At 61.3% G+C, this 12107-nt stretch carries 12 protein-coding genes and 1 tRNA gene; 10 read left to right on the top strand and 3 right to left on the bottom strand.

Features of this window, described 5'->3' with window-relative positions:
• Nucleotides 1–206 precede the first annotated feature (206 nt).
• Nucleotides 207–401 (top strand): hypothetical protein, encoded by a 195-nt coding sequence (locus tag VWY34_RS10955; protein WP_416544270.1) that lies wholly within the window; start codon nucleotides 207–209, stop codon nucleotides 399–401.
• 29 nt (nucleotides 402–430) lie between these two features.
• On the opposite strand, the gene purN is transcribed toward VWY34_RS10955, so the two are convergent.
• The 3 genes from purN to VWY34_RS10940 all read right to left on the bottom strand — a co-directional run bounded on the left by purN (nucleotide 431) and on the right by VWY34_RS10940 (nucleotide 3171).
• Nucleotides 431–1027, bottom strand: a complete 597-nt coding sequence (gene purN, locus VWY34_RS10950; protein ID WP_340545378.1) for a phosphoribosylglycinamide formyltransferase — start codon at nucleotides 1025–1027, stop codon at nucleotides 431–433.
• On the bottom strand, nucleotides 1024–2070 hold the full coding sequence (gene purM / locus VWY34_RS10945; protein WP_416540276.1) for a phosphoribosylformylglycinamidine cyclo-ligase: 1047 nt from the start codon (nucleotides 2068–2070) through the stop codon (nucleotides 1024–1026). Before purM ends, purN begins: the two co-directional genes overlap by 4 nt.
• Before the next feature lie 123 nt (nucleotides 2071–2193).
• Nucleotides 2194–3171, bottom strand: coding sequence for an MBL fold metallo-hydrolase (locus VWY34_RS10940; RefSeq protein ID WP_416544269.1), 978 nt, complete (start codon nucleotides 3169–3171; stop codon nucleotides 2194–2196).
• Between the two features lie 118 nt (nucleotides 3172–3289).
• Between VWY34_RS10940 and VWY34_RS10935 the strand changes: the two genes are divergently transcribed.
• The 9 genes from VWY34_RS10935 to VWY34_RS10895 all read left to right on the top strand — a co-directional run bounded on the left by VWY34_RS10935 (nucleotide 3290) and on the right by VWY34_RS10895 (nucleotide 12084).
• Entirely contained in the window at nucleotides 3290–4225 is a 936-nt protein-coding gene (locus tag VWY34_RS10935) for a LysR family transcriptional regulator (protein ID WP_416544268.1), read from the top strand.
• 34 nt (nucleotides 4226–4259) lie between these two features.
• Nucleotides 4260–4335 (top strand) — tRNA-Ile (locus VWY34_RS10930).
• A 192-nt stretch (nucleotides 4336–4527) separates the two neighbouring features.
• Nucleotides 4528–5559: a LacI family DNA-binding transcriptional regulator gene (locus VWY34_RS10925; RefSeq protein ID WP_340545374.1), complete on the top strand. Its 1032-nt coding sequence runs from the start codon at nucleotides 4528–4530 to the stop codon at nucleotides 5557–5559.
• 114 nt (nucleotides 5560–5673) lie between these two features.
• Nucleotides 5674–6975: an ABC transporter substrate-binding protein gene (locus tag VWY34_RS10920; protein WP_340545373.1), complete on the top strand. Its 1302-nt coding sequence runs from the start codon at nucleotides 5674–5676 to the stop codon at nucleotides 6973–6975.
• Between the two features lie 116 nt (nucleotides 6976–7091).
• Nucleotides 7092–7958: a carbohydrate ABC transporter permease gene (locus VWY34_RS10915; protein WP_416544267.1), complete on the top strand. Its 867-nt coding sequence runs from the start codon at nucleotides 7092–7094 to the stop codon at nucleotides 7956–7958.
• 9 nt (nucleotides 7959–7967) lie between these two features.
• On the top strand, nucleotides 7968–8798 hold the full coding sequence (locus VWY34_RS10910) for a carbohydrate ABC transporter permease (protein ID WP_340545371.1): 831 nt from the start codon (nucleotides 7968–7970) through the stop codon (nucleotides 8796–8798).
• A gap of 12 nt (nucleotides 8799–8810) precedes the next feature.
• Complete coding sequence (locus VWY34_RS10905) at nucleotides 8811–9815, top strand: ABC transporter ATP-binding protein (protein ID WP_416544266.1); 1005 nt, start codon at nucleotides 8811–8813, stop codon at nucleotides 9813–9815.
• Nucleotides 9812–10585, top strand: coding sequence for an L-iditol 2-dehydrogenase (locus tag VWY34_RS10900; RefSeq protein WP_416544265.1), 774 nt, complete (start codon nucleotides 9812–9814; stop codon nucleotides 10583–10585). Before VWY34_RS10905 ends, VWY34_RS10900 begins: the two co-directional genes overlap by 4 nt.
• Nucleotides 10586–10614: 29 nt before the next feature.
• Nucleotides 10615–12084, top strand: coding sequence for a mannitol dehydrogenase family protein (locus VWY34_RS10895; protein ID WP_416544264.1), 1470 nt, complete (start codon nucleotides 10615–10617; stop codon nucleotides 12082–12084).
• The last annotated feature ends 23 nt before the right edge of the window (nucleotides 12085–12107 follow it).

The raw sequence follows: 12107 nt of genomic DNA, 5'->3' as shown, positions 1-12107 counted from the left end.
GAATTATTGGGCCGTGATACGCGCTTGTCCCGGTCAATGCAAACATGTGCAGAGGGGGCCAGAGGATTTCAGCCCCGCCGTGATGTAGCAGGCGCACAGTCGCTGACAATGTTCAATTTACGTGATGACAGGGCAATCAAACATTCATTTTCGGAATACCTAACGGATGGCTAGGTTGGTCATATAGCCAAAAAGGAGCATGACCGATGACCGCCCTGACCCCCTGTGAAACCAGCCCCCTTGCCCTCGCCTGCCCCGGGTTGTCCGCCGCCAGCCTGGCAGCAGTGGCGCTTGTCCTGGTGCTTGGCCTGCCCGCCCTGATGGCCCCGTCACCACAGGGGGCGACGCCGGACTGGCATGGCAACAGCGCGACACTGCCTATGCCAGGACCGAGCAATTAGACCGGGAAGATAGTCGTCGGGGCAGATCGTCAGGGCAGATAGACTGGCGTGCGATCTCCGGCGGCATAGCGACGCAACACGGCCGGATAGAGCTGATGCTCCTGCACCAGAACTTTTGCGGCCAGGCTCTCCGGCGTGTCGTCAGCAGCGACATCGACCCGCGCCTGCCCCAGGATCGGCCCGTCGTCGAGCACGGCCGTCACCTCATGTACGGTGCAGCCATGCTGGCGGTCGCCCGCCGCGAGTGCCCGTGCATGGGTGTTGAGACCGGTGTATTTCGGCAGCAGCGAGGGGTGAATATTCAGCATCCGCCCCTGAAACTGCGATACAAAACCATCAGTCAGAACGCGCATGAACCCCGCCAGACAGACGATATCCGCGCCGGAGGCAAGGATCGGCTTGACGAGTTCCGCCTCAAATGCGGCGCGATCCTTGCCATAGGGTTTGTGGTCCACCACCGCAGTTGGAATGCCTGCGGCGGCAGCCTTAGTCAGGCCACCGGCGCTGGCGATGTTGGACAAGACCAGACAGGGCCGCGCCGGATGATCGCCGGTCATGCTTTCGACCAGCGACACCATGTTGGAGCCGCCGCCCGAAATCAGGATCGCGACCTTCTTGTGGCTCACAGCAGCTTGCCCGAATAGCGCATACCGGCGCCTGCTGTGACGGTGCCCAGACGCGAGACGGTCTCGCCCTCGGTTTCCAGCACCTTCACCAGTTCATCCGCGCGGTCGGCAGAGACAGACAGGATCATGCCAATGCCGCAGTTGAAGGTCTTCAGCATCTCTGCCTCGGCAATACCGCCAGTCTCGGCCATCCATTTGAACACGGGCGGCAAGTCCCAGGCATTCAGGTCGATGTCAGCGCCCAGATCCTCGGGCAGGACACGCGGCAGGTTTTCGGTCAGACCACCGCCGGTGATATGAGCCAGCGCATGAACGCCGCCCGCCCGCACCGCAGCCAGGCATTGTTTTACATAAAGACGGGTCGGCGTCAGCAGCGCCGCACCCAGCGTGCCCTCGCCGAAGGGGCAGTCCGCGTCCCAGCCGAGGCCGGAGACGTCAACCAGCTTGCGCACCAGCGAGTAACCGTTGGAGTGCACGCCGTCAGAGGCCAGCCCCAGAAGCACGTCGCCTTCTTGCACGTCGGCAGGCAGCGCGCTGCCGCGTTCCATTGCGCCCACCGCAAAGCCGGCCAGGTCGAAATCCCCTGCGGGGTACATGCCCGGCATTTCGGCCGTCTCACCGCCGATCAGCGCACAGCCAGAGCGCACGCAGCCCTCGGCGATGCCTTCGATGATGCGGGCCGCCACGTCGGTTTCCAGCTTGCCGGTTGCGAAATAGTCGAGGAAGAACAGCGGCTCAGCACCCTGGCAGACCAGATCGTTGACGCACATCGCCACCAGGTCGATGCCAACGCCATCCACCACACCGGTGTCGATGGCAATCCGCAGTTTGGTGCCGACACCATCGGTGGCGCCAACCAGAATGGGGTCGCTGTAGCCTGCGTCCTTCAGATCGAACAGCGCGCCAAAGCCGCCAAGGCCGCTCATCACGCCAGAACGGTTGGTCCGTTTCGCGGCGGGCTTGATGCGGTCCACCAAAGCGTTGCCTGCATCAATATCCACCCCCGCGTCCGCGTAGGTCAAACCGTTCTTGCCGCTGGTCATCTCAGTGCTCCTTCAAAGACGTTGGGCAGCCTTTAGCGCAAGGCGCATCAGAAGGGAACTAGGGAATCCGCTGCGCCATCCCGGACGGCGCAGCAGGCTGTTGTTCAAGACGGGACAGCTGTCTCAGATGCCAAACTGCCAAGGCGCTGCCTGATAGGCAAAGGCGTCCCCCTGCCGCAGCACCCGGCCCAGCGCCGGGAAGTCGAGATGCGCGCCAGTGACCAGCAGGTTGTCCGCCGCCGCCCGGTCCATCATCCGCCGCCGTGTCTGAGCGGTCTGGGCCGGATCGGTGTCAAAGGCGATGGTCCACTCCGGCAGCGCGAACTGCAGCGCGGCGCTGTGGATCAGGTCACCCCAGAACAGCAACCCCTCGCCGCCCGCATCCAGCATGAAGCCGGTATGGCCCGGCGTATGGCCCGGCAGTTCCAGCGCGGTGAAGCCAGGCGCGGCCTCGCCCTCGCCCTGTAGGAGGCGCAGGCGGTCCGCATAGGGGGCAACCGTGCGGCGCGCCATTTCAAAGAAACCGCGGTTGCTTTGCGGTACGCCCGCCATGATGGCATCGTCATGCCAGAAATCCCATTCCCGCTGCGCCACGACCAGCTCAGCACTGGCAAAGGCCGCATCACCGTCGGGCGTGATCAGCCCGCCGGAATGATCCGGGTGGATATGGGTCAAGAGTACAGTATCAATACTCTCCGGCGCGACGCCCGCTGCGGCCAGTCCGGCACCCAGCGCCCCCAGCCCCGGCCCCATCAGCTGCGCGGTCCCGGTGTCGATCAACAGCTTCTTCCCGCCCCGCTCCACCAGGTAGCCGTTGACAGGGATCTGCAACGCATCGTTCTGAAGCCGGTGCAGGCCCTGTGCCAGGACGGTTTCGGCCTTGGCAGCATCGTAGTCGTTGAAGAGCTGCGTCCCCAGCGGCAAGTGGCCATCCAGCAATACCGTGATTCTGGCATCCCCAAGTGTGAATGCGTGGATAACCGGGCTCGCCGTTACAGCCCCTTCTGCCGCCCAAGCCCAGCTGCCGCCCGCGAACCCGGTTGCCACTGCCGCGGGGGCCGCTACCAGCCCGCCCAGAAATGCCCTGCGATTGATTGTCATAAGAAACTCCAATATCTGTTTCAGGAAATATTCCCGTGCACCGGACTTAAGGCCGTAATTTCACGGCTTGCAGCCCGGCAGCACCGATAACTGTTATTAGCAACTCTTATAGGCCACCATGGACAAACTGACGCTGCTGGAAACCTTCACCATCGCCCTGGACGAAGGCAGCCTGAACCGCACTGCCCAGCGCCGCGGCATTACCCAGTCTGCAGTTAGTCAGCAGATCAAGCAACTAGAGGCGCTGATGGGCCAGCAATTGCTGCATCGCACCGCCAAGGGCATTCACGCCACCCGCGCAGGCGATCTGGTGTTCAGCCATGCGCAGGCCCTGCTGTCCGGCTACAACCGCATGACAGCGGAAGTGGACGCCCTGGAAGGCAGCGTCTCCGGCACCTTCCGCATCAGCGTGAACTCCTTTCTGGGGCGCAGTGTGATTGGGCCGATGCTTTTGGATCTGAACCGCGAACACCCGGACCTGAATATCGTGATGCGGCTGGAGGACCGGCTGGTCCATGTGGTGCGCGAAGGCTACGACCTTGCGATCCGCACCGGGAGGCTGGGCGACACAGACGGATTTGGACGCAAGATCTCCACTCTGGAAACAGTGCTGTTTGCCACCCCGGACTATCTGGACCGCGAAGGTCGCCCGCAAACGCCGGAGGAGCTGAAACGACTCAAGTTCATTCAGCACCACGAGGATCAGACCCGCGGCTTCTTTCCGCTGCGCCGCGGCGGGCAGGAATACCCGGCACCGGTGCAGGTTGGTTTCACCGCCGACGACCCGGACCTGATCATGCGCGCCGTCAGCAGCGGCTCCGGCTATACCCGCGCGCCCCGTTTCATGGTGGAGGATCAGCTGGCCAGCGGGGAATACGAACAGGTTCTTCCCGGCTTTGAAGCCCCTTTGAAGGACGTGTTTGCCGTCTACCCGTCGCGCCGCACGCCAGACCGCCGCCGGGACCTGACCATCGAACACACCGTGGCACGGCTGGACGCCCTGCTGCGGCCCCAAGCGGCGGAAACACCGGCGCCCTCTGCAATCACCGCTTGACCTTGGCTGCCCCATTTCCTAACCAACCTGTGGCGGGCCTGTAGCTCAACGGTTAGAGCAGAGCGCTCATAACGCTTTGGTTGCAGGTTCGAATCCTGCCGGGCCTACCATTCCTCCGCTACAGATCAGGGTGATACTACTGCCGGAGCACCCGCAAGGAATTTGACGCGCGTCAACTTGCGTGACACAGTCCACATCCTGCGCGGCGCACTGCGGCGACGGGCGCTGGCATTCAGACCGCAAGGATGCCCCCGGACGCCCCCTCTCCGTACGCCCAAGGACGACAACAAGGACCGCGACTGATGAGTGATCCCAAGATCAAGAACATGGATGAATTCGCGGCCGTTAGCGGCATCTCCCGCCCGACGCTGTCGAAGTTCTTCAACGATCCGGCCAGCGTTCGCACCTCGACACGCAAGCGGATTGAAGATGCGCTGGAGAAATTCGACTACCGGCCCAATCTCTATGCGATGAACCAGAACCGGCGGCTGACCAAGACCATCGGCATCGTGGTTCCAAATCTCACCGATCCGTTCTTTGCCAAGATCGCCGGCCATATCGAAGATCATGTCATCGCCGCAGGCTATCGGCCGGTATTGCTGGGATCAAACGGCACGCCGTCACAGGAATTGGAGAACCTGACCAATCTGCGTATGCTCAAACCCGCCGGTGCGCTGCTGGCGCCCCTTGGGCGCGGGTCCGAGGTCCCGCAGATCCGGCAGTTCTGCGAAGAGGTGCCGACCGTCCTGTTTGATGCCAATCTGGAAGAGACCGGTGCCGCCTTCATCGGCTCGAACAATCAACAGAGTATCGGCACGATCGTGGAGTATCTGTGCCGCACTGGCGATGCGCCAGCCTTTTTCGAGATGAAGACGCCGACGAACCCCAATGCGGTGAAACGGCGCAACGCCTATATTTCCGCGATGCAACAGCTGGGTCACGAACCCGAGCTGATCCAGGTCGAAGGTGACGGCTGGGATTTTGAAGAGATCGGCTTTCGCGAGGGCACCCGGGTGCTGTCTGGTCAGCGACCGCAAACCGATACCATCCTGTGCAGCAATGACCGGCTAGCCATCGGGCTGTTGTCCGCTGCCTATCAGCAGGGGCTGCGCGTCGGCCTTGGGGATGGCTGCGCCCTGCGGATCGCAGGGCATGATGACCACCCGTTTTCCCGCTACACCTGCCCGACGCTGACAACCGTTTCGCAGGATTACACCGCAATCGCCCGCACCAGTGCCGAAACACTGGTGGCCCGAATCGAAGGCAGCGCGGCGGCGGCGCCCCGCCGGGAAATTCTGTTTGACGGACAGCTGGTCATGCGCGGATCCGCATAGGCACTCCCATTCATCCAGCTCTTTCAAAACTTTACGCGCGTTAAATTTAAATTGACGCGCGATGATCCGTTCCGGTATCCTCACGTGGCAACATCCAATCATGGGAGGATAAGGATGTACCTTAAGAGCGCATTGCATGCGGCAACGGCCTTGACCGTTTTTGCCAGCACCGCCGCCTTTGCCGATACGATCACAATCGCCACCGTGAACAACGGCGACATGATCCGAATGCAGGGGCTGACAGAGGATTTTACCGCCAAGACCGGCCATGAGGTGGAATGGGTCACGCTTGAGGAAAACGTGCTGCGGCAGCGTGTCACCACCGACATCTCGGCCAAGGGCGGTCAGTTCGACATCATGACCATCGGCATGTACGAAACCCCGATCTGGGGCAAGAACGGCTGGCTGGTCCCTCTGGATGATCTGCCTGCCGAGTATGACGTAGACGATATCCTACCCGCCATGCGGGGTGGCCTGTCCCATGACGGCACGCTTTATGCGGCGCCGTTCTACGGCGAAAGCTCCATGATCATGTATCGCACCGACCTGATGGAAAAGGCCGGTCTTGAAATGCCCAGTGCACCGACCTGGGACTTTGTCGCCGATGCGGCACGTCAGATGACCGACAGGGACAATGAAATCTATGGCATCTGCCTGCGCGGGAAAGCCGGCTGGGGGGAGAATGCGGCCTTCCTTACAGCGATGTCCAACTCCTTTGGTGCGCGCTGGTTCGATGAAAACTGGGTGCCTCAGTTCGACAGTGATGCCTGGTCGAACACGCTCAATTTCTACATCGACCTGATGAATGACGCAGGCCCTCCCGGGGCATCGGGCAACGGGTTCAACGAAAACCTTTCGCTGTTCCAGCAGGGCAAATGCGGCATGTGGATCGACGCCACAGTTGCGGCGTCTTTCGTGACCAATCCGAATGATTCCACCGTCGCAGACAAAGTCGGCTTTGCCCTCGCGCCGGATACCGGGCTCGGCAAACGCAGCAACTGGCTCTGGGCCTGGGCGCTGGCCATTCCGGCAGGAACACAGAAGGAGGCCGCCGCAAAGGAATTCATCCAATGGGCCACTTCGAAGGACTATATAGAGCTGGTCGCCGAGAAAGAAGGCTGGGCCAATGTCCCGCCGGGTGCGCGGACCTCGCTCTATGACAACCCGAACTACAAGGATATCCCCTTTGCCAAGATGACACTGGACAGCATCCTGTCGGCGGATCCGAACAATCCGACGGTTGATCCGGTGCCCTATGTTGGGATCCAGTTTGCGGCAATCCCAGAGTTCGCAGGCATTGCGACCGAGGTCGGTCAGGAGTTCTCGGCGGCCCTCGCCGGGCAACAGACCGCTGACGAGGCGCTGGCCAAGGCGCAGGCGCTGGCCGCAGACGAAATGGAAGCGGCAGGGTACTGACGCCTCCTCCCTCCCAGAGGGCGGCGCCACGATCTGGCCGCCCTCTGGCCCCCCGGAACTAACAAGCCAATATTGCTCACGACGGCCTCAGCCCCCGGCGAGAATGGAGATTTGCCATGGCGACCCAGCATTCCCGGTCGGCAGCACGCATCATGATGGCCCCCGCAGTGATCCTGCTTCTGGGCTGGATGCTGGTCCCGCTGACGATGACGCTCTACTTTTCCTTCAAGAAATATCTGCCCCTGCGTGGTGGCGATCTGGGCTGGGTGGGATTTGACAACTACGTCCGGTTCCTGTCCTCCAGCTCGTTCTGGCCAAGCGTTCAGGCGACGCTGATCATCGTTGGTGGAGTGCTCCTCATCACCGTGATCCTCGGCGTGTGCCTCGCGCTGCTGCTTAATCAGCCGATGTGGGGACAGGGCATCGTCCGCATTCTGGTGATCGCGCCGTTTTTCGTGATGCCAACGGTCTCTGCGCTGGTCTGGAAGAACATGTTCATGGATCCTGTGAACGGTCTCTTTGCTCACCTGTGGAAGGCCTTCGGAGCCGAGCCGGTGTCATGGCTGTCCGAGGCCTCGCTGCAATCCATCATCCTGATCGTCAGCTGGCAGTGGCTGCCCTTTGCCACGCTGATCCTGCTGACCGCGCTCCAGTCGCTGGACAGCGAACAGCTGGAGGCTGCTGAAATGGATGGCGCCCCGCCGGTTGCACGCTTCGGCTATATCACCCTGCCCCATCTCAGCCGCGCGATTACCGTCGTGGTGCTGATCCAGACCATTTTCCTCCTGTCGATTTTCGCGGAGATCTTCGTCACCACCCAAGGCTCGTTCGGGACCAAGACGCTGACCTATCTGATCTATCAACGCGTTTTGGAAAGCCAGAACGTCGGATTGGGATCCGCCGGTGGTGTCTACGCCATCATCCTCGCCAATATCGTTGCCATCTTCCTGATGCGCATCGTTGGCAAGAACCTCGACGCATAGGAGGCCACCATGGCACGAGCCGTTACACCTAGACGCAAAGCCATCAATACTGCGCTGGCCTGGGCAGTTGGGTTGCTGATCTTCTTTCCAATCCTCTGGACCATTCTGACCAGCTTCAAGACCGAGGCACAGGCCATCAGCGATCCGCCCGTCTTCCTGTTCTTTGACTGGACGCTTGAGAACTACAGCATCGTCCAGGAGCGCTCCGACTATATGCGCTTTCTGTGGAACTCGGTGATCATTGCCGGCGGCTCCACCATATTGGGGATAGTCATCGCCGTTCCCGCCGCCTGGTCGATGGCCTTCGTACCCTCGAAACGGACCAAGGATATCCTGCTGTGGATGCTCTCGACCAAGATGCTGCCAGCGGTCGGCGTGCTGTACCCGATCTATATCCTGTTCATCAAAATGGGTCTTCTGGACAACCGCTTTGGCCTGGTTGTGGTGCTGATGCTGATCAACCTGCCGATCATCGTCTGGATGCTTTACACCTACTTCAAGGAAATCCCCGGCGAGATCCTTGAGGCGGCGCGCATGGATGGCGCCACCCTGAAGGAGGAGATCCTCTATGTGCTGACGCCCATGGCCATCCCCGGCATCGCGTCCACGCTGCTGCTGAATATTATCCTGGCCTGGAACGAAGCCTTCTGGACGCTGAACCTGACGGCGGCGCAGGCTGCCCCCCTGACCGCCTTTATCGCCAGCTATTCCAGCCCGGAAGGCCTGTTCTACGCGAAACTGTCAGCCGCCTCGACCATGGCCATCGCGCCGATCCTCATCCTTGGCTGGTTCAGCCAGAAACAACTTGTCAGCGGCCTGACCTTCGGCGCCGTGAAATAAGGAAGATACCCCATGGGACAGATCAAACTTGAACGCGTGACCAAGCGCTTTGGCTCCGTTGAGGTTATCCCGCCGCTGGACCTGACCATTGAAGATGGCAAATTCACCGTCTTTGTCGGCCCCTCCGGTTGCGGCAAGTCCACGCTGCTGCGGCTGATTGCTGGGCTTGAGGATATTACCACCGGCACCATCCGCATCGACGGGCAGGATGCCACCGACATTCCACCGGCCAAACGCGGGCTGGCGATGGTATTTCAGTCCTATGCGCTCTACCCGCATATGACAGTGCGCAAGAACATCGCCTTTCCGATGAAGATGGCGGGCATCCCCGCAGATGAGCAGAAGCGACGCATTGAAAATGCCGCGGCGGCGCTGAACCTCACCGATTATCTGGATCGCCGACCGGGGCAGCTGTCCGGCGGTCAGCGCCAGCGGGTCGCCATCGGTCGCGCCATCGTGCGTGAGCCCGCAGCCTTTCTGTTCGACGAACCGCTGTCCAATCTGGATGCCGCCCTGCGCGTCGGGATGCGTCTTGAAATCTCCGAACTGCATAAGCGCCTTGCCACAACCATGGTCTATGTGACCCATGATCAGGTTGAGGCGATGACCATGGCCGACAAGATCGTGGTCCTGAATGCCGGGGTCATCGAACAGGTTGGCAGCCCGCTGGAGCTCTATCGCGCACCGCGCAATGTATTTGTGGCAGGCTTCATCGGCTCGCCCAGAATGAACCTGCTGACCGGACCGGCGGCAGCGGCGCAGGATGCCGCAACGATCGGCATTCGACCCGAGCACATCGCGATTTCCGAGACCGAAGGATCGTGGGAGGGAACCATCGGCGTTTCCGAGCATCTGGGCTCCGATACGTTTTTTCATGTTCAATGTGAGGCCTTTGACGATCCGCTCACTGTTCGTGCCGGGGGCGAACTCGATCTTCGCTATGGAGCGCGCGTTTTTCTGACGCCCGATATGGCGCATCTGCATCGGTTCGGCTCTGACGGGCTGCGGATCGGATGACGCGGCTGCTTGGAAAACGTGCCCTGATCACAGGGGCCGCGCGTGGCATCGGCGCGGCCTTTGCCGAAGCATATCTGCTCGAAGGTGCACGGGTGGTCATCGCCGATATCGATCATGCGCGCGCCGAGGCTACCGCTGCGCGTCTCGGCGACGCCGCCATTGCCATCGAACTTGATGTCACCGATCAGACCAGCATTGACCATGCGCTTGCCCGCACGGTGGAGGCGCTGGGAGGCCTGGATATCCTGATCAACAATGCCGCCGTGTTCACCGCAGCGCCGCTGGTCGAGGTCACGCGGGAGGCCTATCAGCGCACCTTTGATATCAATGTCTCCGGCACGTTGTTCATGATGCAGGCCGCCGCGCGGCAGATGATCGCGCAGGGCAATGGCGGCAAGATCATCAACATGGCCAGCCAGGCCGGCCGCCGGGGAGAACCGCTGGTGTCGGTCTACTGCGCAAGCAAGGCCGCGGTGATCAGCCTCACCCAATCTGCCGGACTGAACCTGATTTCGCATGGCATCAATGTGAACGCCATCGCGCCCGGAGTGGTCGAGGGCGAGCATTGGGACGGCGTCGATGCTTTCTTCGCCAGATACGAAGGCAAGGCACCCGGCCAGAAAAAGGCCGAAGTGGCGCAATCCGTTCCCTATGGCCGCATGGGCACCGCATCGGATCTGACCGGAATGGCAGTCTTTCTTGCCAGCGACGAAGCCAATTATATCGTCGCCCAGACCTACAATGTCGACGGCGGTCAATGGATGAGCTGATGCGGGAACACAAGCGGGAGGCAGCGGCCATGAAACTATCGAATGACACCCTGACACAATTGCCGCAAACAATCGCGCGCCCCGGCTACGACCGGGCACAGATCACGCCCGGCATCGTCCATATCGGGCTTGGGAATTTTCACCGGGCACATCAGGCCTGGTATCTCCACGCGCTGATGCAGCGCGGTCTTGCGATGGACTGGGGCATTATCGGAGCAGGTGTGCGCGCCGCCGACGCCAGAATGCGCGACCGGCTGCTTGCGCAGGACTGCCTGACAACTTTGATCGAACTCGACCCCACCGGGCGCTCGGCCGAAGTGATCGGCCCGATGATCGACTTTCTCCCCGTCGAGGCGGGCAACACAAGCCTGATCACGACGATGGCGAGCCCCGCGATCAGGATCGTATCGCTTACGGTGACGGAAGGCGGCTATTATCTGGACCCGCAGCAGGGTGGGCTTGACCTCATACACGAGGATATCCGTCACGACATCGCCCATCCGGGCCATCCTCGCAGCGTGTTCGGCGCCATCGTCGAAGCGCTGAGGCGGCGCAGAAGCCGCAGCCTGCCCGCCTTTACCGTGCAGAGCTGCGACAATCTGCAGGGCAATGGTCAGATCACCCGCACCGCCGTTGTCACCCTGGCACGACAAACCGATCCCGAGCTTGCGGCATGGATTGATCAGAACGCAGCCTTTCCGAACTCCATGGTCGATTGCATCGTTCCGGCCACCGGCCCGGCAGAGGTGGCACTGGCGCGCGGATACGGGCTTGAGGACAGCGCCCCGGTGACCCATGAGAATTATCGCCAATGGGTGATTGAGGATGATTTCTGCGCAGGCCGCCCCGATTGGGATCAAGTTGGTGCGATTATGACTGATGACGTGCACGGTTATGAAAGCATGAAGATCCGCGTGCTGAACGCAGGGCATCAGGTGCTGGCGAATGTCGGCGAGCTATTGTCGATCCCGACCATCGCCGATTGTATGGGTGACCCTTTGGTGGCGGCCTTCTTTCGCAAGGTCCAGCAGGAGGAAATCCTGCCCTATGTCGCGGCCGTCCCGGACATTGCGCCGAGCGATTACCTCAGCCTGATTGAGGCGCGGTTTTCCAACCCGGAGATCCGCGACACGACGCGGCGGGTGGCCTATGATGGCTCGTCTCGCCATCCCGGTTTTGTGCTGCCCATCCTGCGCGATGCGGTGCAGCAGGCCGGAGCAATTGATGGCTTGTGTCTTGTCGAGGCGCTATGGGCGCGGATGTGTACCGGCATTCGCGAAGATGGCAGTCTCATCCCGCCAAACGATCCGGACTGGGAGGTCCGTAATACCCACGCCGAACGGGCACAGCACGCCCCGGAAGCCTGGCTACAGCAGAGCGCGATCTACGCGGATCTTTCGGTTGAGGTGCCTTTCGTTCAGCGGTTTTCCCACTGGATGCAGGTCATAACGGCGCAGGGCTGTCGTTCGGCACTTCGCACCTATCTCGCCCCGGCATGAACATGTCCTATTGCGGAATGCTG

Origin of the sequence: Phaeobacter sp. JH20_02 (genome assembly GCF_048056915.1) — a bacterium.
Lineage (GTDB): Bacteria > Pseudomonadota > Alphaproteobacteria > Rhodobacterales > Rhodobacteraceae > Phaeobacter > Phaeobacter bryozoorum.
The sequence above is the reverse complement of the archived record's forward strand: the minus strand, read 5'-3'. Positions and strand labels throughout refer to the sequence as shown.